The sequence below is a fragment of the Nonomuraea sp. NPDC049649 genome (assembly GCF_040675175.1).
Classification (GTDB): domain Bacteria; phylum Actinomycetota; class Actinomycetes; order Streptosporangiales; family Streptosporangiaceae; genus Nonomuraea.
Map to the genome: position 1 here is coordinate 1 of NZ_JBFAOH010000022.1, position 21,361 is coordinate 21,361.

General features: G+C 69.7%; 25 protein-coding genes and 1 tRNA gene. 13 read left to right on the plus strand and 13 right to left on the minus strand.

The features are described 5' to 3' along the window. The first annotated feature begins 414 nt into the window (after nucleotides 1-414). Complete coding sequence (locus tag AB0J42_RS24750; protein ID WP_364298265.1) at nucleotides 415-822, plus strand: hypothetical protein; 408 nt, start codon at nucleotides 415-417, stop codon at nucleotides 820-822. A gap of 93 nt (nucleotides 823-915) precedes the next feature. On the opposite strand, the gene AB0J42_RS24755 is transcribed toward AB0J42_RS24750, so the two are convergent. The 3 genes from AB0J42_RS24755 to cysS form a co-directional block, all read right to left on the minus strand. Next, nucleotides 916-988: transfer RNA gene (locus AB0J42_RS24755), tRNA-Thr, on the minus strand. A 21-nt stretch (nucleotides 989-1,009) separates the two neighbouring features. Further along, a complete protein-coding gene (gene rlmB, locus AB0J42_RS24760; RefSeq protein ID WP_364298267.1) occupies nucleotides 1,010-1,966 on the minus strand; it encodes a 23S rRNA (guanosine(2251)-2'-O)-methyltransferase RlmB in 957 nt (318 codons plus the stop codon). A 39-nt stretch (nucleotides 1,967-2,005) separates the two neighbouring features. Next, the gene (cysS, locus tag AB0J42_RS24765; RefSeq protein WP_364298269.1) at nucleotides 2,006-3,397 is read right to left on the minus strand and encodes a cysteine--tRNA ligase; all 1,392 of its coding nucleotides are present in this window, start codon (nucleotides 3,395-3,397) and stop codon (nucleotides 2,006-2,008) included. 110 nt (nucleotides 3,398-3,507) lie between these two features. On the opposite strand from cysS, the gene AB0J42_RS24770 reads away from it, so the two are divergent. Next, nucleotides 3,508-4,734, plus strand: coding sequence for a DUF2637 domain-containing protein (locus tag AB0J42_RS24770; RefSeq protein ID WP_364298271.1), 1,227 nt, complete (start codon nucleotides 3,508-3,510; stop codon nucleotides 4,732-4,734). An 89-nt stretch (nucleotides 4,735-4,823) separates the two neighbouring features. Here AB0J42_RS24770 and AB0J42_RS24775 read toward each other — a convergent pair whose 3' ends face one another. From AB0J42_RS24775 to AB0J42_RS24790, 4 genes are all read right to left on the minus strand, one after another. Then, nucleotides 4,824-5,102 carry a GlsB/YeaQ/YmgE family stress response membrane protein gene (locus AB0J42_RS24775; RefSeq protein WP_364298273.1) on the minus strand — a complete coding sequence of 93 codons (279 nt, stop codon included), beginning with the start codon at nucleotides 5,100-5,102 and terminating at the stop codon, nucleotides 4,824-4,826. A gap of 97 nt (nucleotides 5,103-5,199) precedes the next feature. Continuing rightward, the gene (locus AB0J42_RS24780) at nucleotides 5,200-5,487 is read right to left on the minus strand and encodes a GlsB/YeaQ/YmgE family stress response membrane protein (RefSeq protein ID WP_364298275.1); all 288 of its coding nucleotides are present in this window, start codon (nucleotides 5,485-5,487) and stop codon (nucleotides 5,200-5,202) included. Between the two features lie 139 nt (nucleotides 5,488-5,626). Next, the gene (ispF, locus tag AB0J42_RS24785; protein ID WP_364298277.1) at nucleotides 5,627-6,106 is read right to left on the minus strand and encodes a 2-C-methyl-D-erythritol 2,4-cyclodiphosphate synthase; all 480 of its coding nucleotides are present in this window, start codon (nucleotides 6,104-6,106) and stop codon (nucleotides 5,627-5,629) included. A gap of 17 nt (nucleotides 6,107-6,123) precedes the next feature. After that, nucleotides 6,124-6,606, minus strand: coding sequence for a CarD family transcriptional regulator (locus AB0J42_RS24790; RefSeq protein WP_043624891.1), 483 nt, complete (start codon nucleotides 6,604-6,606; stop codon nucleotides 6,124-6,126). 238 nt (nucleotides 6,607-6,844) lie between these two features. Here AB0J42_RS24790 and AB0J42_RS24795 point away from each other — a divergent pair, with 238 nt between their 5' ends. After that, nucleotides 6,845-7,477 carry a copper chaperone PCu(A)C gene (locus AB0J42_RS24795; protein WP_364298279.1) on the plus strand — a complete coding sequence of 211 codons (633 nt, stop codon included), beginning with the start codon at nucleotides 6,845-6,847 and terminating at the stop codon, nucleotides 7,475-7,477. A gap of 60 nt (nucleotides 7,478-7,537) precedes the next feature. On the opposite strand, the gene AB0J42_RS24800 is transcribed toward AB0J42_RS24795, so the two are convergent. Further along, nucleotides 7,538-8,230, minus strand: coding sequence for a response regulator transcription factor (locus AB0J42_RS24800; RefSeq protein ID WP_364298282.1), 693 nt, complete (start codon nucleotides 8,228-8,230; stop codon nucleotides 7,538-7,540). Next, nucleotides 8,227-9,405, minus strand: a complete 1,179-nt coding sequence (locus tag AB0J42_RS24805) for an ATP-binding protein (RefSeq protein WP_364298285.1) — start codon at nucleotides 9,403-9,405, stop codon at nucleotides 8,227-8,229. The genes AB0J42_RS24800 and AB0J42_RS24805 overlap by 4 nt, the downstream gene beginning before the upstream one ends. Before the next feature lie 124 nt (nucleotides 9,406-9,529). On the opposite strand from AB0J42_RS24805, the gene phoU reads away from it, so the two are divergent. Then, nucleotides 9,530-10,174: a phosphate signaling complex protein PhoU gene (gene phoU, locus AB0J42_RS24810; RefSeq protein ID WP_364298287.1), complete on the plus strand. Its 645-nt coding sequence runs from the start codon at nucleotides 9,530-9,532 to the stop codon at nucleotides 10,172-10,174. A 1,132-nt stretch (nucleotides 10,175-11,306) separates the two neighbouring features. Here the strand turns inward: phoU and AB0J42_RS24815 are convergent. The 3 genes from AB0J42_RS24815 to mshA are packed head-to-tail and all read right to left on the minus strand — an operon-like array spanning nucleotide 11,307 to nucleotide 13,818. Beyond that, entirely contained in the window at nucleotides 11,307-12,050 is a 744-nt protein-coding gene (locus AB0J42_RS24815; RefSeq protein WP_364298289.1) for a phosphoglyceromutase, read from the minus strand. A gap of 25 nt (nucleotides 12,051-12,075) precedes the next feature. Beyond that, nucleotides 12,076-12,558, minus strand: a complete 483-nt coding sequence (locus tag AB0J42_RS24820; protein WP_364298291.1) for a YbjN domain-containing protein — start codon at nucleotides 12,556-12,558, stop codon at nucleotides 12,076-12,078. Nucleotides 12,559-12,579: 21 nt separating this feature from the next. Next, nucleotides 12,580-13,818 (minus strand): D-inositol-3-phosphate glycosyltransferase, encoded by a 1,239-nt coding sequence (gene mshA / locus AB0J42_RS24825; RefSeq protein ID WP_364298480.1) that lies wholly within the window; start codon nucleotides 13,816-13,818, stop codon nucleotides 12,580-12,582. Between the two features lie 143 nt (nucleotides 13,819-13,961). On the opposite strand from mshA, the gene AB0J42_RS24830 reads away from it, so the two are divergent. Together AB0J42_RS24830 and AB0J42_RS24835 are read left to right on the plus strand one after the other, a co-directional pair. Beyond that, entirely contained in the window at nucleotides 13,962-14,705 is a 744-nt protein-coding gene (locus AB0J42_RS24830; protein WP_364298293.1) for an SDR family NAD(P)-dependent oxidoreductase, read from the plus strand. A gap of 12 nt (nucleotides 14,706-14,717) precedes the next feature. Next, the gene (locus AB0J42_RS24835) at nucleotides 14,718-15,539 is read left to right on the plus strand and encodes a class I SAM-dependent methyltransferase (protein WP_364298295.1); all 822 of its coding nucleotides are present in this window, start codon (nucleotides 14,718-14,720) and stop codon (nucleotides 15,537-15,539) included. An 82-nt stretch (nucleotides 15,540-15,621) separates the two neighbouring features. Here the strand turns inward: AB0J42_RS24835 and AB0J42_RS24840 are convergent, their stop codons facing one another. Further along, nucleotides 15,622-16,125, minus strand: coding sequence for an O-acetyl-ADP-ribose deacetylase (locus AB0J42_RS24840; RefSeq protein ID WP_364298297.1), 504 nt, complete (start codon nucleotides 16,123-16,125; stop codon nucleotides 15,622-15,624). Nucleotides 16,126-16,179: 54 nt separating this feature from the next. Between AB0J42_RS24840 and AB0J42_RS24845 the strand changes: the two genes are divergently transcribed. The 7 genes from AB0J42_RS24845 to AB0J42_RS24875 all read left to right on the plus strand — a co-directional run bounded on the left by AB0J42_RS24845 (nucleotide 16,180) and on the right by AB0J42_RS24875 (nucleotide 21,360). Beyond that, complete coding sequence (locus AB0J42_RS24845) at nucleotides 16,180-16,536, plus strand: BlaI/MecI/CopY family transcriptional regulator (RefSeq protein WP_364298300.1); 357 nt, start codon at nucleotides 16,180-16,182, stop codon at nucleotides 16,534-16,536. Continuing rightward, entirely contained in the window at nucleotides 16,533-17,438 is a 906-nt protein-coding gene (locus tag AB0J42_RS24850) for a M56 family metallopeptidase (protein WP_364298303.1), read from the plus strand. The genes AB0J42_RS24845 and AB0J42_RS24850 overlap by 4 nt, the downstream gene beginning before the upstream one ends. A 3-nt stretch (nucleotides 17,439-17,441) precedes the next feature. After that, nucleotides 17,442-17,993, plus strand: coding sequence for a helix-turn-helix transcriptional regulator (locus AB0J42_RS24855; RefSeq protein WP_364298306.1), 552 nt, complete (start codon nucleotides 17,442-17,444; stop codon nucleotides 17,991-17,993). 6 nt (nucleotides 17,994-17,999) lie between these two features. Beyond that, nucleotides 18,000-18,443: a hypothetical protein gene (locus AB0J42_RS24860; protein WP_364298308.1), complete on the plus strand. Its 444-nt coding sequence runs from the start codon at nucleotides 18,000-18,002 to the stop codon at nucleotides 18,441-18,443. Nucleotides 18,444-18,570: 127 nt separating this feature from the next. Beyond that, on the plus strand, nucleotides 18,571-18,936 hold the full coding sequence (locus AB0J42_RS24865) for a DUF2516 family protein (RefSeq protein WP_364298310.1): 366 nt from the start codon (nucleotides 18,571-18,573) through the stop codon (nucleotides 18,934-18,936). An 18-nt stretch (nucleotides 18,937-18,954) separates the two neighbouring features. Further along, nucleotides 18,955-19,689: an alanyl-tRNA editing protein gene (locus AB0J42_RS24870; protein WP_364298312.1), complete on the plus strand. Its 735-nt coding sequence runs from the start codon at nucleotides 18,955-18,957 to the stop codon at nucleotides 19,687-19,689. Between the two features lie 60 nt (nucleotides 19,690-19,749). Beyond that, the gene (locus tag AB0J42_RS24875) at nucleotides 19,750-21,360 is read left to right on the plus strand and encodes a DUF2207 domain-containing protein (protein ID WP_364298314.1); all 1,611 of its coding nucleotides are present in this window, start codon (nucleotides 19,750-19,752) and stop codon (nucleotides 21,358-21,360) included. Nucleotide 21,361 lies beyond the last annotated feature (1 nt).

Here is a 21,361-nt window from a genome sequence, read left to right on the forward strand (position 1 = left end):
CTCAACGTCACTGTGAAGAAGATCCCGTTCTCGCCCTGCTTGTGCCACTTAAGGTCTGCTTGTCCTCATGTGTCACACCAGTCTGGCAGAGAGGGACGCGATCACGTCGGAGGTGGTCACGTATAGGATCGTAGGAGCGCCAAGCCCGTCAGAACTACTCAACTGCGATAATGGACAGCTGTTTCGGGAAGAGCTGCACGACCACTTACGTGCCCTCCCCGGCCGCCGACCTCCACCCAAGTTAACCCGTAAGCCTCTGTATCCACTCATACAGACACCTACTGACCTGAGGTCTAGGCCGGCCACTCACGCTTGCCCGCTGCTCGAAGCGAGGGAATTTCTCTCATCTGCACTGAGACCACCCGTTGTGCTGGCACCTTAGGTGAAAGCAGCTTCCGATGGAAGAAGGATGACATGTGGCAGGTCATTCTCGGAGCAGTGACCGCACTCGGCGGCGTCGCGCTGACCCAGTTCTGGCAAGACCGCAGGGAGACCGTGGCTCGCTCCTACGAGCACCGTCGAGAGGCTCATGCCCAGTTCCTCAAGACCTTCAACCGCTACTGGAACGCGACGGCGTTCCACACCCCGTACGACGAGAGCCCAGCCCCATCTGAGCTTGAACCAGAGCAGTTTGAGGCCCTGGTCAATGCTCTGCTGACGGTCCAGGTCTTCGCCTCGGAGACAAGCTATCGAGCAGCGGAGAAGGCAAAGGACCAACTACTGATCTACATGAACTCGGATGGATTCAAGCATCTGGATGAACTTCAAGCTGCCTTCGACACCTACGTCCGTGCAGTGCGCAAGGAGCTTCGCGTGCAGTAGGTGTCGCATCGGTGCGAAGCCGTTGCTGTACATCGCTGCTGTACAAGATCGAAAAGGCCCCTCCCGAATCCCGGAAGGGGCCTTCTAGCTGCGAGCCGACGAGGGGAATCGAACCCCTGACCTTCTGTTTACAAGACAGATGCTCTGCCAATTGAGCTACGTCGGCACGACCTATCAGTGTAGACGCTCACGGCCGTCGATGACGAGCGACTTCGTACAAGGTCACACCCGCTGCCACCGCCGCGTTCAGGGACTCCGCGGCGGCGCGCATGGGGATGCGGGCGACCACGTCGCAGTGTTCGCGGACGAGCCGCGACAGGCCCTTGCCTTCCGAGCCGACGACCACGACCAGCGGCTCCGTGAGGAGGTTGACGTCGGCGATCTCTGTGTCGCCCTCGCCGTCGAGGCCGATGACGAAGAGGCCGGCGTCGCGGTATTCGCGCAGGGCGGTGGTGAGGTTGGCGGCGCGGGCGACGCGGAGGGTGGCGAGGGTGCCCGCGGAGGTCTTCCAGGCGCCGCCCGTGACGCCGGCTGAGCGGCGGGAGGGGACGAGGAGGCCGTGGGCGCCGAAGGCGGTGGCGGAGCGGGCGATGGCTCCGAGGTTGCGGGGGTCGGTGACGCCGTCGAGGGCGATGATGAGCGGGGTTTCGGCCGCTTCGTGGGCCAGGTCGACGAGGTCCGACGGGTGGGCGTAGTCGTAGGGCGGGATCTGCAGGGCGATGCCCTGGTGGACGGCGCCCTCGGTGAGCCGGTCGAGCTTGTCGCGGGTGACCTCCATGAGGGCGATCCCGCGGTCGGCGGCGATTTTGATGCTGTCTCGTACGCGGTCGTCGTTGTCGATGCGGTAGGCCACGTAGAGGGCGTTGGCCGGGACCCCGGCCTGGAGGGCTTCCAGGACGGGGTTGCGGCCGCCGATGTATTCGGGCGCGTCTTCGGAGCGCCTGGCGCGCGCGGGGGCGCGGCGTTCGCCGCCGCGCTCCTCGCGGGCGATGCGCTCGCTCCTGGCCTTGTCCTTGTACCAGTGGCGCATTTCGGCAGGCGGGGTCGCGCCCCTGCCCTCGAGCCCGCGGCGACGGTGTCCGCCGGTGCCCTTGGTCGGGCCCTTCTTCTTGGCGGGCCTGCCCGCCTTACCCCCTGCTGCCATGGAATCAAGAGTACTGGTGGCGGGGAGTGGATGGGCGGGCTAGCGGCGCAGCTCCCAGCGGGGCCCGTGAGGGGTGTCCTCGACGGTGATGCCGGCCTGGGCGAGCTGGTCCCTGATGGCGTCGGCGGCGGCGTAGTCCTTGCGTGCCCTGGCCGCCTTGCGCTGCTCCAGCGCCACCTCGACCAGCGCGTCGACCACCGGCTTGAGGTCGGAGCCCTCGGACCGCCACTGCGGCGAACGCGGGTCGAGGCCCAGCACGTCGAGCATGTTCTGGGTCTCGGCGAGCAGCCGGGCCACCGCTTCCTTGTCGCCCTTGGCCAGGGCGACGTTGCCCTCGCGGACCACCTCGTGGACGACCGCGAGCGCCTGCGGGGTGCCGAGGTCGTCGTTGAGGGCATCGGCGAAGGCCTGCGGGAGCGGCGCGTCGGCGTCGACGTCGTGGATGACCTCGGCGGCGCGGGTCACGAAGCCCTCGATCCGCTGGTAGGCGGCCGCGGCCTCCAGCAGCGCCTCCTCCGAGTAGTCGATGGCGGAGCGGTAGTGAGGCGCGGCGAGGTAGTAGCGCAGCTCGACCGGGCGGACCTTCTGCACGATCTCCGGGATGAGCAGCGAGTTGCCCAGCGACTTGCTCATCTTCTCGGCACCGATCTTGACGAGGCCGTTGTGCATCCAGTAGCGGGCGAAGCCGTCGCCCGCCGCCTGGGACTGCGCGATCTCGTTCTCGTGGTGCGGGAAGATCAGGTCGATACCGCCGCCGTGGATGTCGAACGTCGGCCCCAGGTACTTGGTGGCCATCGCCGAGCACTCCAGGTGCCAGCCGGGGCGGCCGGGGCCCCACGGGGTCGGCCAGGTGGGCTCGCCGGGCTTCTCGCCCTTCCACAGCGCGAAGTCGCGCGGGTCGCGCTTGCACGACTCGTCGTCGGTGTCGGCGGCGGCGCGCATGTTGTCGAGCTTCTGGTTGGAGAGCGAGCCGTACTCGTCCTCCCAGGAGCGCACGTCGAAGTAGACGTCACCGCCGGCGGCGTAGGCGTGGCCGCGCTCCATGAGCCGCTGGATGAGCACGATCATCTCCGGCACGTGGCCGGTGGCGCGCGGCTCGACGGTCGGCGGCAGGCAGCCGAGCGTGTCGTAGGCCCAGGTGAAGGCGCGCTGGTTGCGCTCGGCGACGACGAACCAGGGCACCCCCTCCTCGGCCGACACCTGGATGATCTTGTCGTCGATGTCGGTGACGTTGCGGCAGAACGTCACCTCGTAGCCGGAACGCATGAGCCAGCGCCGCAGCACGTCGAAGTTGATCCCGGAACGGATGTGGCCGATGTGCGGCGGGGCCTGCACGGTGGCACCACACAGGTAGATCGACGCACGGCCGGCTTCCAGCGGGACGAACTCACGAATGCCACGAGTGGCGGTGTCGTAAAAGTGCAGGCTCACGTAGGCAAGGCTAACGCCTTCGCACACGTCTTGGACCTGATACGGGGCCACCTGGCCAACTCGCCGGGGATCGGCCCGGAACCGCATTCTTCTGTAGGCTCGAACCCGCCATGGACGTGACTCCCCCCTCTCTGCTCCGGCGCCTGGGCATCGCCCTTGCCGGACTCGCCGTCGCCGCCCTGACGGGCGCCGCGTGCGTGCTCTCGTTCGACGACCTGCGGGCGCTGGCCGTCCACGGCGGAGGCCGTGCCGACCTCGCCTACCTCTACCCGGCCGCGTTCGACGCGCTGCTCGTGGTGACGCTGATCTGCGTGCTGCTGCTGCGTTCCGCCCGCGCGCTGGTGCGCGCCCAGGCCGCGGTGGTGCTGGTCCTGCTCATCGTGGCGGCCGCCGCGGTGAACGTCGCCACCGCCCTGTCCTACCCGTTCCCGGCCGCGCCGACGGCCGTGGGCGTGGCCGTCGCGCCGTGGGTGATGCTGGCGCTGGCGCTGTGGCTCTGGCTGCTGCTGATCAAGCACGTACGGGCCGGGCGCGATTACGTACGAGACGACGACGGTACGAGGGAGCACGACGTCATACCGTTCCACCGGGAGCCGGAGGCGGACCGGACGGCGGAGCTGCCACGCCCGGCGGCCGGGCAGCGTCAAACCGAGGAGCCGCCGCCGCTGGAGGCCGCCTCGCCCGCTGTGCTGGAGACGACGCCGGTCGTAGGCCCCACCCCGGCTCCCGAGACCCCCGAGCCGGAACGTGAGACCGCCCGATCCGCGTCCTTAGCCGAGTCCGGGACGGCACAGGCCGCCGCAGAGCCGTCCCCGAGGAATGGTGCTGAACGCTCCGCCGCCGAGCCGGTCGCCGACTCCGCGTCCGCCGAGCGCTCCACGCCTCCTGCGGCTGACCGGACCCCCTCTCCCGAGCCGGACGCCGAACCCGCCACGGTCCCGGTGGCCCGGTCCTCGTCGCCGGAGCCGGGCGCGGAAGAGCCCGCGGCCGAGCCTGACGACGTGCAGCCTGAGCAGCCCGAGGAAACAGCGGCCTCGTCCGTACCGGAGCCGGACCACGAGCCCACGCGCCCGGTGCGGTGGGGTGATCGGGTGAAGCCGAGGGACGTCCTGGTGCATCCCCGCTCGGACCGGACGGCCGACACCCAGCCCGTCCCCGTCGTGCAGGACGACGGGCCGGACCCGCGTCACGGTCCGGAAGCCGCCGACGCCGGGGAACGGGACGCGGACCTGATGGAGGACACCGCGCCGCACCCCATCGTGGAGGAGCACGACATCCCGCCGAGCGAGGCCCCGTCGGGCCGCCTGCGCAGCACGCCCCGGCCGCCGGAGGACTGAGACGGATACGCGGAGCCCGCCCGGCGACTCACGCCGGGCGGGCTCTGCGCGTGTTTCCGCGTGCTCTCCGGGGGCACGGCCGGCTCCGGTCAGACGCCGGTGCCGCGTGACCCGCGCTTGAGGCCCGCGACGATCCCTACGCCGACGACGGCGAGGACGACCTGGAGCACCAGCTCTATCCAATCGATGCCGGGAGTCGTCTCGACGCCGATGCCCTGGGCGATCAGCGTGCCGACGAGGGCCGCGGCGATGCCGACGACGATGGTGAGGATCCACCCGATGGCCTGCCGGCCCGGAAGCAGCAGACGCCCGATCGCGCCGATGACGGCGCCGATGACGATGGCGCCCAGGATGGACTGGATTGTCATGACTCACAACCTCCCCGCGAGGATGAGCGGTTCATCCTTGCGGGGAAGTGGATACCCGATCTCCGGTCTTTATGCCGGAAATCTACGAACAGGCAGGTCAGGTGGTGGTTCGTCCTCTGCCGGTGCCTCGCCCCTTGGCCGTTCCGGCCACGATCGACACGCCGATCACGGCCAGGACGAGCTGGAGGATGTGTTCGAGCCAGTCGATGCCTCTGGTGTCGGCGAAGCCGAACAGCTGGGCGATCAACGTCCCGATCAGGGCCGCCACGATGCCGACGATCAGCGTCAGCCCGATGGACATGTTCTGCCTGCCCGGAAGAATGAGCCGGGCCAGGGCACCGACGATGGCGCCGATGACTATCGCGGAAACGATCGCGCCGATCATGTATAGCTCCCCCCGAAAGCGTCTTCAGAGGGCCCTACCCGGCAAATTGGGTGATTACCCCTGGTAGACGGCGATCCGCACCGCGCCAGAGCGGACCGCCGCCGACCATGGGACAGGCGAGCGGCAGGTTGCCCGCCGCTTAGATGACGCCTGTTCCCGGCATGAGGTTGACCACGAGCGCGGTGGCGACCGCCGCGACACCCTCGCCGCGCCCGGTCAGCCCGAGCCCGTCGGTGGTGGTCGCAGTGAGGCTCACAGGAGCCCCCAGAGCGGCGCTGAGCGTCTTCTCCGCCTCCAGGCGCCGGGGAGCCAGCTTCGGCCGGTTACCGATCACCTGGACGACCACGTTGCCGATCTGGAAGCCTGCCGCGCGCACCCGGCGCGCGGTCTCCTCCAGCAGGGCGGTGCCGGACGCGCCTGCCCAGCGGGGATCGTTGGTGCCGAACAGGCCGCCCAGATCGCCCAGGCCCGCAGCCGACAGCAAGGCGTCGCACGCCGCGTGCGCGGCGGCGTCGCCGTCGGAGTGTCCTGCCAGGCCGGTCTCGCCTGGCCAGTGGAGGCCGGCGAGATGCATCTCCCGGCCCGACGCGAACGGGTGGACGTCGACACCGACGCCCACCCGGGGAATTATCGTGTTCAGCTGTTGAGAACCTCGTCGAGCAGGGCCTCGGCCTTGTCCTCGTTGGTCTTCTCGGCGAGCGCGAGCTCGCTGACGAGGATCTGGCGAGCCTTGGCGAGCATGCGCTTCTCACCGGCGGACAACCCGCGCTCACGGTCCCGGCGCCACAGGTCACGGACGACCTCGGCGACCTTGTTCACATCACCGGACGCGAGCTTCTCCAAGTTGGCCTTGTAGCGCCGCGACCAGTTCGTGGGCTCCTCGGTGTGCGGCATGCGCAGCACGTCGAAAACGCGCTCCAAGCCCTCCTGGCCGACGACGTCGCGCACCCCGACGAGTTCTGCGTTTTCTGCTGGCACCTGGACGGTAAGGTCGCCCTTGTCGACCTTGAGCACCAGGTAGGTCTTTTCCTCACCCTTGATGGATCGCTTCGTGATTGCTTCGATCCGAGCAGCCCCATGGTGGGGGTAGACGACAGTGTCGCCGACCTGGAAAGTCATGTGACAAGTACCCCTTCCGCTGTACTCCAGAGTACCACGCATCCACAGGGTCCCGGAACAGTGAAATCCTCATAACTGCAGGTCAAAGCCGCATATGGGGGATTGACAGGAGGTCAACTCTGTGAATCGCATATCCGGGCATAGCTAATGACCTGCGGGGGTGTGGAAATGACCTTGGAAACAGGTGGATATGGTAGGCGCTGCCCATCCCCATGTGTAGACCAAGGAGAACCCGCACGTGACCAGCCGTCGCCGGATTGTCGTCGCTGCCGCGTTCCTGGTGGCCCCCGTACTCGCCGGCTGTGCTGTTGGTTTCGACGCCAACACCCTCAAGCCGTACGCGCCGGTGGAGGCGGCCGCCCTGATCGACGAGGGCGCCTATGGCAAGCAGAACATCCACATCCCCCAAGGGTTCATCCTCGGCCCCGAGTCGGGCGGCCAGATCCCCTGGCGGGGCAGCGTCCCGGTCTACCTGACGATGCTGAACGAAGGCGAGTCGGCCGACACGCTGCAGTCCGTCAGCGCGGGTGACTTCGCGACCGCCAAGATCGAGACGCCCGTCCAGCTCCCGCCCGGCGAGCTCGTCCTGGTCGAGCCCGGCAAGCCCCACGTCGTCCTGGAAGGCATCAACCGGGCCCTCAGGGGCGGCGAGAGCATCGATCTGGAGCTCCAGTTCGCCAACGCCGGCACCATCACCATGCACGTCCCGGTGATGCCGCACGGCCCCGAATACGCCGCCTACCCGAAGGTCGAGGGCGCCATCCCCGCGCCGTCCCCGTCGGCCACGCCGACGGAGTCCGAGGAGTCTTCTGAGGAGTCCGCTGAGGAGTCTTCGGAGGAGTCGGAGGCTTCCGAGGAAGAGGCCAGCTGACCCCCTGGACACGCCGGAACCCCTTGTTCGTACGAGGTCTCGTACGAACAAGGGGTTCTGTCATTCCTCGGCGTGGTCGAACTTGTAGCCCAGGCCGCGCACCGTCAGGATGCAGCGCGGGCTCGACGGGTCGGCCTCGATCTTCGCCCGCAGCCGCTTGACGTGCACGTCCAGCGTCTTGGTGTCGCCGACGTAGTCGGCGCCCCACACGCGGTCGATGAGCTGGCCGCGGGTGAGCACCCGGCCGGCGTTGCGCAGCAGCACCTCCAGCAGCTCGAACTCCTTCAGCGGCAGCTGCACCGGCTCGCCGCGGACCGTCACCACGTGCCGGTCCACGTCCATGCGCACCGGGCCGACGGCCAGCACCGACGTCTCCAGCTCCTCGGGCGCGTCGCCCTGGCGGCGCAGCACCGCGCGGATCCGCGCCACCAGCTCGCGCGAGGAGAACGGCTTGGTCACGTAGTCGTCGGCGCCCAGCTCCAGGCCCACCACCTTGTCGATCTCGCTGTCCTTCGCGGTCAGCATGATCACCGGGACTTTGGAGCGCTGCCGCAGCGTCCGGCAGACCTCGGTGCCCGGCAGGCCTGGCAGCATCAGGTCGAGCAGCACCAGATCGGCGCCCTCGCGGTCGAAGGTGTCGAGCGCCTCGGGCCCGGTCGCCGCGACCAAGACCTCGAAACCCTCCTTGCGAAGCATGTAGGACAGGGCGTCGGAGAAGGACTCCTCGTCTTCCACGACGAGTACACGGGTCACGGGGCGGCCTCCAGAGGGATAGCAGGTTGTGCCGGAATGGCCGTCCCGCCGAAGGCGGGCAGGCGCAGAGTGAAGGTCGAACCGGAGCCTTCCTTGCTCCACACGGACACCTCGCCGGCGTGCGAGGCGGCCACATGCTTGACGATGGCCAGGCCCAGGCCGGTGCCGCCGGTCGCGCGCGAACGGGCCGTGTCGACCCGGAAGAAACGCTCGAAGATCCGCTCCAGCGCCTCCTCCGGTATGCCGATGCCCTGATCGCTGACGCTGATCTCGACGCACTGCCCCGCGGCGCGGGTGCTGACCACCACGCGGGTGTGCTCCGGGCTGTAGACGATCGCGTTGTCGATGAGGTTGCGCAGCGCGGTCACCAGCAGCTCCTCGTCACCCCAGACGCGCAGCCCCTCCGCGCCCCCGGTGACGAGCGTGATGTCCTTGGCGTCGGCGCGGGTGTTGCAGTGGTCGACGGCGATGCCGACGGCCTCGTCGATGGAGATCTGCTGGGGGGCGGGAATCGGCTCCGCCCCCTGTATACGGCTCAGCGTGATGATGTCCTGGACCAGGTAGTTGAGCCGGGCCGCCTCGTGCTGCATGCGGGCCGCGAACCTGGTGACGGCCTCCGGGTCGTCGGCCGCGTCCTGGATCGTCTCCGCGAGCAGGCTCAGCGCGCCGACCGGAGTCTTCAGCTCATGGCTGACGTTGGCCACGAAGTCGCGGCGCACCGCCTCGACCCTGCGCCGCTCGGTCTGGTCCTCCGCCAGGACCAGCACCTGGCCGTACGAGCCGAGAGGCGCCACCCGGACCGCGAAGCTCGTCGTCTCCTGGCCGAACCTGTTCCCGGAGACCTCGATCTCGGTCTCCCGGATCTCGCCGTCCCGCCGTACCTGCCGCGCCAGCGCCAGCAGCTCGGCGACCATCAGCCGGTCTCCTTTGACGAGCCCGAACGCGCGGGCGGCCGAGCTGGCCCGGAGCACGCGGTCGTGCGCGTCCAGCACCACCGCCGACGAGGGCAGCACCGACAGCACCGACGCGATGCCCGGCGGCAGCGCGGCCACCCCCGGATCGGCCACCTCGCTCTTCCTGCTGGGCGCCTCGATCTGGTTACGGTAGAACAACACTGCCAGAGCCCCCACGACGAAGCCGGCCAGGGCCGCGAAGCTCATGGCCATCTCACTCATGTTCCCGATGGTAGGTGGCGCTTCCGAGCCGCCGGCGCCCTCACCTGGGGGACGAAGCACCCTTTCCCGGAAAGTTCACCTGGGAGTCGGGGTTCGTTCACAGTCGCCCGCCTACGGTGACAGCATGCGCGACGCGTACCACGAAGAACTCGACGCCCTCACCGACAAGCTGGTCGAAATGACCCGGCTCGTCCGCTCCGCCATCTCCCGCGCCACCACCGCGCTCCTCGACGCCGACCTCCAGCTCGCCGAACAGGTCATCAGCCGCGACGAAGCGGTCAACGCCCTCTACGCCGACATCGAAAGCTCCATCTTCGAACTGATGGCCCGACAACAACCCGTCGCCGTCGACCTGCGGCTCGTCATCACCGCACTCCGCATGGGTGGCGACCTCGAACGCATGGGCGACCACGCCGTACACGTCGCCAAAGTCGCCCGCCTGCGCCACCCCGACAGCGCCATCCCCGCCGAAATGCGCGCCCCCATCATCGAAATGGGGCAGATCGCCGAAAACCTGGTCACCAAGGCCGGCGGCTGCATCGCCACCCGCGACGTCGAATCCGCCCTCGAACTCGAGCAGGACGACGACGCGATGGACCGGCTGCACCGGCGGCTCTTCCGGAACATCCTCAGCAAGGACTGGCAGCACGGGGTGGAACCGGCCATCGACATCACACTCGTCGGGCGGTACTACGAGCGGTACGCGGACCATGCGGTGAGCGTGGCGCGGGATGTGGTCTATCTGGTGACGGGGACGCGGCCCGAGTGATGATCCGCTAGGCAGTGATGGTCTGCTAAGCGGGGGCTGGGTTGTGGGCTCTGGGTTCCGGGCTTGGCTCTAGGTTTCGGGCTTGGGCTCTGGGTCCGCATGGGCCGCCGTCGGTGTGGTGAAAACCCTAAAAGCTCTCTTGGGAACCCCCTCGGGCTGGGCGCCGTCATGCGTGCCTGGCGGCCCGCTCAGCTCGCCGTAGGCGGTGGAGAGCTGCGCTGTCGGTGGAGAGCTGCGCGATCGTCAAAAGCGCGGCCTTCACGTCAGCAGGCGCTTCGCGCTTGTCAGCTCAGACGGTGTTGTGCGGGGGCTTCGCCCCCGCGCCCCCCGGGAAAAGGCGTGGCCTTGCGCGGGGAGGGGCGCTTCGCGCCTTTCGGCTCAGACGTGTTGTGTGGGGGCAAGCCCCCACGCCCCCGGCGAGAGGGCTACCGCCCCCTCGCGCTCCCCGGTCCAAGGCCATTAATCTCGATCATCAACGTTGGCCGGAGTTTCTGCGTAGTCGTGAGCCTGTTCCTCAGCACGACCGCAGCCCGGCACCCACGCAGCAACAGCATCACCCTCATAAGGCTGCCGCCGCCTTATCGGACATCGCAACGTCGAGCACAAGATGCAGAGCGCAACGTCGCGCTTCCTCCACAGCCCTGTTGATCAACAACGGGTGGCCGGCACACCCCGGGCATCTGTGGGGACGGTATGTCTCCGGGCCTCTGGGGCCAAGTTCCCTCGTACGGCCCGGGCGCAGGGGTCAGTTCTTCGCCCGGGGCGACTCTCCAGCAGTGTCCACAGGCTGGGGACCGGGGAGCGCGAGGGGGCGGTAGCCCCCTCGCCAGGGGGTGTGGGGGCTTGCCCCCACACAGCACCGTCTGAGCTGCTAGGCGCGAAGCGCCTGCTGCGGCGAAGGCCGCGCTTTTGACGATCGCGCAGCTCTCCACCGCCTACGGCGGGCTGAGCGGGCCGCCAGGCACGCATAACGGCGCCCAGCCGAGGGGTTTCCCAAAGAGCTTTAGGGGTTTTCACCACCCCGACGGCGGCTCGCTTCTGTACAAACCCCCACAAGCACCCGTCAGTGCTGCAAAACCCCGAAAAGCAGAGACCCCGTCAGAGGCCCTGGTTCGCCAGCGGCCCTAGCTCGTCAGCGCCCCTGGTTCGCCACTGCCTGGATCGCCGCCTTGGCCGCCTCCGGGTCCAGGTACTCGCCGCCCCGCTTCACCGGCCGGAACTGCTCGTCCAGCTCATACCGCAGCGGAATCCCCGTAGGAATGTTCAGCCCCGCGATGTCCTCGTCACCGATCCCGTCGAGGTGCTTCACCAGCGCCCGCAACGAGTTCCCATGAGCCACCACCAGCACGGTCCGCCCCGCGGCCAGGTCCGGGACGATCTCGTCGTACCAGTAGGGCAGCATCCGCTCGACCACGTCCTTGAGGCATTCGGTACGCGGCATCAGCTCGGGCGGGAGCAGCGCGTACCGGCGGTCGCCGACCTGGGAGTACTCGTCGTCGTCGGCGATGGGCGGCGGGGGCGTGTCGTAGGAGCGCCGCCAGAGCATGAACTGCTCGTCGCCGAACTCTTCGCGGGTCTGCGCCTTGTTCTTGCCCTGGAGGGCGCCGTAGTGGCGCTCGTTGAGCCGCCAGGAGCGCTTGACCGGGAGCCAGAGCAGGTCGGCTTCGGCGAGCGCGAACTGGGCGGTCTGGATGGCCCGGTTGAGCAGGCTGGTGTGGACCACGTCGGGGTGGATGCCGGCGTCGGCGAGGAGTTTGCCGCCGCGGCGGGCCTCGTCTTCGCCGTTGGCCGAAAGGCTCACGTCCACCCAGCCGGTGAAGAGGCCTTTCGCGTTCCAGTCACTTTCGCCATGTCGCAGCAGCACCAAAGTCGCCATGGTGCCCATCCTAGGGCGGGCTGGTTCAGGCTCGCTCGGGGTCCGCGAACCGGGCGAAGGCTTGCAGGTTGGCGAGGGATTCGCCGCGTTTCTTGCGCCATTCCCATTCGCGCCGGATGGAGGTGGCGAAGCCGATCTCCAGGGCGCGGTCGAAGGATTCGTCGGAGTAGGTGAGCACGCAGCCGAGGAGGCGGTCGATCTCGTCTTCGGTGATGGCGGTGAGCGGGAGGCGGCCGACGAGGTAGACGTCGCCGACCGAGTCGACGGAGAAGTGGACGCCGTACATGGCGCCGTTCTTGGCGAGCAGCCAGCGGTAGAACTCGGCGTGGTTCTCGTCGGGCCGGCGGCAGAAGAACGCCTCGATGTGGAGGACGCGTTCGCCGGCGATGAGCCAGGTCATGGTGGCGAGCTTGTGCTTGCCGGGGAGTTTGGCGAGGAACGCTCCGGGCCGCGGTTCGTCGTAGTCGACGTCCGCGGCCTTGAGCGCGGCTTCGATGACGTCGCGCATGCCGTAACCCTAAGAGAAGCTCTACGAGTTGACCGCGACGGGCTGCCGGTGCAGCCGGGCGACGGCTTGCGCGTATACGTCCATGAGGCGGGCGGAGGTGGCCTGCCAGCCGAAGGCGGCGGCGTGTTCGCGGGCGCCTTCGGCGAGGGCGGCGAGGCGGCGGGGTTCGGCGAGGAGGCCGCGGAGCGCCTGCGCCCAGTCGTGGGGGTCGTGTCCTTCGATGAGGAGGCCGGACGCGCCGTCGCGGACGGCGGTGCGCAGGCCGCCGACGGCGGCGGCGACGACGGGGGTGCCGCAGGCCTGGGATTCGAGGGCGACGAGGCCGAACGATTCGCTGTGGGAGGGGACGACGGTGAGGTCGGCGGCCCGGTACCAGTCGGCGAGTTCGTGCTGCGGCGCGGGCGGCACGAGGTGGACGGCGTCGGCGATGCCGAGTTCGGCGGCGAGTTCGGTGAGGAGGGAGGGCCGGGCGAGGCCGTTGCCGGAGGGGCCGCCGACGCAGGCGACGACGAGGCGGCCGCGCAGGGAGGGGTCGTCGATGAACATCCGGGAGGCGGCTCGCAGCAGCACGTCGGGGGCCTTGAGCGGCTGGATGCGGCCGACGAACAGCAGGACGCGGGCGTCCTGCGGCAGGCCGAGCCGGCGCCGGGCGGCGCCTTGGGAGGCGGGCTGGAAGACGCTGAGGTTGACGCCGGGGTTGACGACGGCGACGCGCTGTTCGGGGGCTCCGTAGAGGTCGATGAGTTCGCGGGCCTCGTCGGCGGTGTTGGCGACGAGGCGGTCGGCGATCTGCACGACTTGTTCCTCGCCGACGACGCGAGCCTGGGGTTCGGGTTTGTCGCCTTCGGCGAGGAGCCGGTTCTTGACCTTGGCCATGGTGTGCATGGTGTGGACGAGCGGGACGCCCCAGCGTTCCTTGGCGAGCCAGCCGACCTGGCCGGAGAGCCAGTAGTGGGAGTGGATGACGTCGTAGTGCCCGGCTTCGTACATGGCTTCGGTGCGCAGCACCTCGGACAGGAAGGCGCACATCTGGCCGGGCAGGTCGGCCCGGTCGATCTCCTCGTACGGTCCGGCGGTCAGGTGGCGGACCAGGACTCCGGGCGCCAGTTCGATGGCCGGCGGCAGGTCGCGGGCGGTGGCGCGGGTGAAGATCTCCACCTCCACACCCAGCTGGGCTAGCCGTTTGGCGGATTCGACGATGTACACGTTCATGCCGCCGGCGTCGCCCGTTCCGGGCTGGTCGAGCGGTGAGGTGTGCATGCTGATCGTCGCGACCCGGTTGACCCGTCGTCGCCTCACCCGACATCACCTCCAAGTGACTTATAACTGTCCTGATTTTTCCGACATTCCCGAATCGACTACACGGCGGGGTGCACTCCGCGAGCCCTGGCAGGATGTGGGGTATGAGCAGAACGGCTGTGGTGACCGGTGCGAGCAGCGGGATCGGCGAGGCGACGGCGCGGCGGCTGGCCTCCGAGGGCTACCACGTGGTGGCCGGCGCGAGGCGGCGCGATCGGCTGGACAAGCTCGCGGCCGAGGTGCCGGGGATCACTCCGGTGACGCTGGACGTGACCTCCCAGGATTCGGTGGACGCGCTGGCCGCCTCGGTCGGGCGCTGTGACGTGCTCGTCAACAACGCCGGCGGCGCACTCGGTCTGGAGCCGGTGTCCGAGGGCAATGTAGACGACTGGCAGCTTATGTACGACACGAACGTGCTCGGGTCGCTCCGCGTGACCCAGGCGCTGCTGCCGAAGCTCATCGACTCCGGCGACGGCGTGCTCGTGATGCTCACCTCCACGGCCGGTCTGATCTCGTACGAGGGAGGCGGCGGCTACTGCGCGGCCAAGCACGCCCAGACGTCGATGACCGAGACGCTCAGGCTGGAGCTGGTCGGCCGGCCAGTGCGGATCGTGGAGATCGCGCCCGGCATGGTCCGCACCGAAGGGTTCGCGGTCACCCGGTTCCGCGGCGACGCCGAGCAGGCGGAGCAGGTCTACGCGGGCGTCCCCGACCCGCTCACCTCCGGCGACATCGCCGACGCGATCGCCTGGTGCGTCACCAGGCCCGCGCACGTGAACATCGACCGCATGGTCATCCGCCCCCGCGCCCAGGCCGCCCAGCACAAGGTGCACAGAGTCAGTGACTGACGGACCACACCGGTGAGCGGAGCACGCACCGCCAGACCCGTCGGCTCGATCACCCGGGGCACCACCGCGCACAACCGGCTGCGCCGCGCCGACCGGTGGATAACCGCCGTTCACGGCCGCCTGCTGCGCGCCGCCTCCCGGCCGCTCGTGGTGGATCTGGGGTACGGGGCGTCGCACGCGACGACGCTGGAGCTGTTCACCCGGCTACGGCAGGTGGCCCCGGACGTCGAGGTGGTCGGCGTCGAGATAGATCCGGCCCGGGTGGCGGCGGCCAAGCCGTACGAGCGGGAGGGGCTGAGCTTCGTCCTCGGCGGCTTCGAGATGCCCGTGGCCAGGCCGCCGGTGCTGGTGCGCGCCTTCAACGTGCTGCGCCAGTACGAGGAGGCGGAGGCGTGGCACTACTGGCGGGTGCTGCGGGAGCGGCTGGCCCCCGGGGGCGTGCTGGTCGAGGGCACCTGCTCGGAGGTGGGACACCGGGCGGTCTGGGTGGGGCTGGACGCGGACGGCGCGCGGACGGTGACGTTCTCGGCCCGGTTCGACGCGTTCCGGCGGCCGTCCGACCTGGCCGACCGGCTGCCGAAGACGCTCATCCACCGCAACGTGCCCGGGGAGCCGATACACGCCTTCCTGCGCGACTGGGACCACGCCTGGGCGGTCTGCGCCCCGTACGGCTCGCACGGCGCCCGCCAGCGCTGGCTCGCCGCCGCCGAGACCTTGGCCGCCTCGTGGCCGATAGTCCGCCGCCCGCCGTTCGGCGGCCGGGCCCGGTGGCGGCTGGGCGAGCTGACGGTCGCCTGGCAGGCGGTCGACCCGACCAGCTCTCCGACGCGCTGAACAGCCGCAGGGGGGGCACAGGCGCGCCTGGCAGGCGGTGTCGGCCCGACCGGCCCGCGGGCACGCTAGGCAGCCGCCGGGGTCACAGGGCCGCTTCGAAGACCGCGTACGCGCTCGCGTCGAAGAGCACGAACCGCGCCTCCGTCACCGCCGCGTCGCAGGCGCGGACGGCGTCGATCGCGACGCGGGCGCCGTCGGCGAGCGGCCAGCCGAAGATGCCCGTGCCGATCGCGGGGAACGCGACCGTCCGCGCGCCCAGCGACTCCGCCACCCGCAGCGACTGCCGGTAGCAGGAGGCCAGCAGCTCGGAGCGGTCCTCGAACGGCGAGTGCACGGGACCGACCGTGTGGATCACCCAGCGGGCGGGCAGCCGGCCCGCGGTGGTGGCGACGGCCTCGCCGATGGGCAGGCCCGCCCCGTACTCGGTGGCGCGGAGCCGGCGGCACTCCTCGATGATCTCGGGGCCGCCGTTGCGGTGGATCGCCCCGTCCACCCCGCCGCCGCCCATGAGGGAGGAGTTGGCCGCGTTCACGATGGCGTCCACGTGCTGTTTGGTGATGTCGCCCTGCACCAACGTGATGTCCATCTCACCAGGATCCTGAATAGATGCTCGACGCTGCGTAGTACTACGCTAGAGAGTGTGAAGGGTCTTGGCGAGCTTGAACGCAGCATCATGGACATCCTGTGGGCGGAGACCACCCCGCTGACCGCCCGCGAGGTCGGCCGGCGCATCGCGGAGCGCGATCTGGCGCCCACCACGGTCATGACCGTCCTCGACCGCCTCACACGCAAAGGCTTCCTCAAGCGGACCCGCGACGGGCGCGCCTGGCGTTACGAACCGGCCGAAAGCCGCGACAGCTACATCGCCGAGCTTATGCTGGGGGCGTTGGACATGACGGGCGACCGTTCCGCCGCCCTCGCCCGTTTCGCCAAGGCCGTCTCCGGCGACGAGGCGGAGATCCTGCGCAGAGCCCTTGAGGAGCTGGAGGAAGAGTGATCACGGCGTTGGTGCTGGCCGCGCTCGCCACGGCGTGCGCGATCGGCTCCTGGCGTCTCACCACCGCTCGCTGGACCGCCCGCGCGCCCCGGCTGGCCATCATCCTGTGGCAGTCGCTGGGCGTGGCGTGGGGTCTGGCCACCACCGGATCCATGCTCGCCTTCGGGGTGCAGCCCTACGGGATAGGCGTGCTGCCCGGCCTCGTCGCCTTCGTCCGGGGCGAGCCTCCTCTCGTGCCGTGGGACCCGCTGCACGTGCTCGCCATGATCGCCGGTCTCACCGCGCTGGCCGTGCTGATCGCCGTGCTGATCGCGGCGGGGGCGCACACGCTGCGCGCGCGGCGGCGCCACCGCTCGCTGCTGGCGCTGATCTCCCGCGACGACCCCGGCGTGCCGGGCGTGCGGGTGCTGGACCACCCGGGCGCGGCGGCCTACAGCGTGCCGGGGCTGCGCTCCCAGGTGGTGGTGAGCGAGGGCGCGCTGCGGCTCTGGTCGCGCGACGAGCTGGACGCGGTGCTCGCGCACGAGGCCGCCCACGTACGGGAGCGGCACGATCTGGTGCTGCTGCCGTTCACCGCGCTGCGCCGGGCGCTGCCCTGGTCGAAGGTGGTGCGTGAGGCGCAGGAGCAGGTCGAGCTGCTCATCGAGATGGCCGCCGACGACCGCGCGCGCCGCTACTGCTCGCCGCGGCGGCTGGCCACGGCCCTGCTGCGGTTCGGCACGGCGGGCGCCATGCCGGCCCCCAGCGGGATGCTGGGCCTGCACGCCAGCAACGTCATGGCCAGGGTCGACCGCCTGATCAATCCCCTTCCCGACCTGCCGTGCAGGGCGCGTGCGGGCATCGTCGCGCTGTCCGTGAGCTTGGTCACATCGACGCCCTTCCTCTGGATTATCCAGCTCTAGCGCTTGCAACTGTTAACCACGGTGTTTGCACTTGCAAGCATCGGGCGCGATAATGGAGGCATGGCACTTCCCAAAGTCGGCTCGATCGGCGAGTACATCCGCGAGCAGCGGCAGCAGGCGAAGATCTCGCTGCGCCAGCTGGCTGCCGCGGCGGGAGTGTCGAACCCCTATCTCAGCCAGATCGAGCGCGGTCTGCGCAAACCGAGCGCGGAGATCCTCAACCAGATCGCCAAAGGCCTGCGCATCTCATCGCAGGTGCTCTACGTGCAGGCCGGTCTCATCGAGGATCACGAGCCTCCCAGCGACGTCATCACGGCGATCAGGGAGGACGCGCACCTCACCGAGCGGCAACGCCAGGTGCTGATCGACATCTACGAGTCGTTCCGTAAAGAAGCACCAGCCGGGGACGAGCAGACCTCCCAGAAAGCCCACCCCCGGCCGGCCTCCGCTCCGGAAGACGAAGAGCCGCTGCCGCCCGAACTCCTCGCCGCACTCGAGCCCTACGCGGCGAGCGACGGCGGCGGCGCCGCCAACCAGGAAACGAAGGAAGGTTAACCCATCATGACGCTCGCCACCGAAGTGAAGAAACTCACCGACTCCAAGCCGTTCTACGCGGTCGCCGGGGCCGGCGACTACGCCGTCGAGAAGCTGCGCGAGCTGCCCGACCAGCTGCAGAAGCTGCAGTCGCGCCGCGCCGAGCTGACCCGGGAGCTGCCCGAGAAGGCGCGCGCGTACGCGGGCAAGGCGGAGGACATCGCCAAGGAGCTGCCGGAGAAGGCCCGCTCCTACGCCGGCAAGGCCGAGGACATCGCCAAGGAACTGCCCGAGAAGGCCCGCGGCTACGCCGACCAGCTCGTGAAGGTCTACGAGGAGTTCGCGGTGCGCGGCCGCAAGGTCGTCAGCCGGACGAGCGGCGAGGCCGCCCTGGAGCTGGAGGAGGTCTCGGTGAACGCCGAGCCCCCCGCCGCCGCCAAGAAGACCCGCACCACCAAGTCCAAGGACTGACCCGTCGTCAGGGCCCGTCTCCCCGCGGAGGCGGGCCTTCGCTTTCCCCTGGTTTTCCGGTGTCCGCGAGCCGCGGACGCCTATTAGGCTGAAGCCGACTCATCGCGGCATTGGGCGGAGCCAACACATGCACTTCATCAACCTGGTCTTCAACCTCCTCTTCTCGGTGCTTTCGCTGATCATTTTCGGGATGTCGGCCTACGCGCTGCTGCACGCCGTCCGGGTGCCGGCCGACGCCTTCGTCTCGGCGGGCAAGCTGCAGAAGAACATCTGGTTGATCATCCTGATCCTGGCCGCGCTGTTCTCCGCCGCCGGGGCCTGGCAGTACGTGATCGCCTTCCTGATCGTCGGGGGCGCCAAGTTCATGGGCATCGGGATGGGCATCTTCTCCATCGCCGCGGTGATCGCCGCCACCATCTACATCGTGGACGTCAAGCCCGCGGTGAAGGGCATGGGCGGCCGGGGCGGCGGCGGCCCCTACGGGCCCTGGTGACCGGTCTAGGCTCCGGTCATGACTTCTGACCTGTACGGGCGGACCGAGCGCCTCGAACTGGCCGACCAGACGCTGCGCGACTTCGAGGCCGTGGTGCTCGACGCCACCCCCGAGGGCATCGTCCTGAACCGGTCGGCCTTCTACCCCGGCGGAGGCGGCCAGCCCGCCGACCACGGCGTGCTGATCTGGCAGGGCGTCGAGACCCGCATCGTCGGCGTGCGCAAGGGCGACGACCTCTGCCTGATCCCCGCCGACGACGACCCGGTCCCGCCGGTCGGCACGGTCGTGCGGGCCGCCGTCGCCGACGAGCGCCGCTCCGCGCTGATGCGCACCCACTCCGGCCTGCACGTGCTGTGCGGGGTGGTGTTCCGCGACTTCGGCTGCCCGGTCACCGGCGGCAACATGGAGCCGCTGACCGCCCGGATGGACTTCAACCTGCCCGAGGTGCCGCCCGGCTTCAAGGAGGCCGTGGAGGACGCCTGCAACGCCGAGATCCTGGCCGACCGCCGCATCGACGTGCGGGTCCTGCCGCGCGAGGAGGCGTTCGCGATCCCCGGCATCATCCGCACCGCCACCAACCTGGTGCCGCCGGAGGTGCGGGACGTGCGGATCGTCGACATCGCCGGCCTCGACACGCAGGCCGACGGCGGCACGCACGTCGCCTCCACCAAGCAGATCGGCCGCATCAGGGTGACCAAGGTGGAGAGCAAGGGGCGCGGCTTCCGGCGGCTGCGCATCGCCGTCTCCGATTGATCATCGCCCGTAATCCGGCGACTACGGACACGTCAGGCGAACCCGATACCATGACCGCCCATGACGGGTTTCAGGATCATGCTGGCCGCACTGGCGACAGCCGCCGCCGCGCTGACCGCCGCTCCCGCCGCCGCGGAGAGCGCCGGGATCACCGACGAGGTGACCATGACCCTGGGCGAGGACGGCACCCTCCACGTCGTGGAGAAGATCTCCGGCGGCTCGGGCGAGCTGAAGCGGACGTTCCTCACCCGTACCCGGCATGACGACACCCACGACCGGCTGTACGAGATCGCGAACGTCAAGGGCGGCGGCTACGCCGACGGCGTGCTGACGGTCACCGCCCCCGCCACGGTCGAGTACGACGTGAAGGGCGCGGTCGCCCCCGCCGGGCAGGCGGAGGAGCTGCGCTGGTTCGCGGTGGACGGCTGGAACGCCCCCGTCGACCGGGCCACCGTCAAGGTCACCGGCCCCGGCCTGGTGCAGAACCTCTCCTGTTTCGCCGGCGACCTGACCTCCGCCGTCGGCTGCACGTCGGCGGCGATGGACCACACCGGCACCCAGGCCGACTTCGAGCAGGAGGGCCTCGCGCCCGGCCAGACCCTCACCGTCGTGGTGGGCTTCCCCGAGGGCGCCAGCGGCGGGCGGCCGATCCTGGAGCAGCGCTGGTCGCTGGCGCACGCGTTCGCGCTGACCCCGGTCACCGGCGGCGCCCTGATCGCCCTGCTGGTGCTCATGCTGGGCGGCGTCGGCCTGCTCTACTGGACGCGGGGGCGCGACGCCCGGGTGATCGGCCACGAGAAGGGCGCGGTCAGCCCGGTGCGCGACGGCCACTTCTCCCCGCCCGACGGCGTCCGCCCGGGCCAGATCGGCACGCTCATCGACGAGCAGGCCGACGTGGTCGACGTCACCGCGACCATCGTGGATCTGGCCGTCCGCGGCTACCTGCGGATCGACGAGCAGCCGAGGCAGGCCTACGACGCCCCCGACTGGATGCTGGTGCGGCTGCCGCACGCGCCGGCCCACACGCTGCTGCCGTACGAGCGGGCGCTGTACGAGGCGATCTTCGACGGCCGCGACGCGGTGCTGCTGTCGCAGCTGTCGGGCACGTTCGCGGCGCATCTCGGCAAGGTCCGCGACGCCCTCTACGCGGACGTGGTGCGGCAGGGCTGGTTCGCCCGCCGCCCGGACACCGAGCGGACCCAGTGGACCACCATTGGCGTGGTGCTCATGATCGCGGGGGTCGTGGCCACGGGCGTGCTCGCCTGGTTCACCTCTTACGGCCTGCTCGGGCTGGCGGGGATCATCGCCGGGGCGGCGCTGGCGGTCGGCGGCCAGTACATGCCGGCCAAGACCGCAAAGGGGTCGGCGGCGCTCGCGCACACGCTCGGCTTCCGCGACTTCCTCTTCTCCGGCGACGTGGGCGACGTGCCGGAGAAGGACCGGGTCGAGCTGTTCTCCCGTTATCTCCCGTACGCGGTGATCTTCGACGGGGTGGAGCACTGGTCGCGGCTGGTGGCCACCGTGACCGGCGACGGGCGGCAGGCCGACAACCTCTACTGGTACCACGGCCCGGCGGAGTGGGACCTGTCCAAGTTCGCCGGGTCGATGCGCACCTTCACCACGACCACGTCGGGCGCCATCTCGGCGACCCGCCAGTTCCGCACCCTCTGAC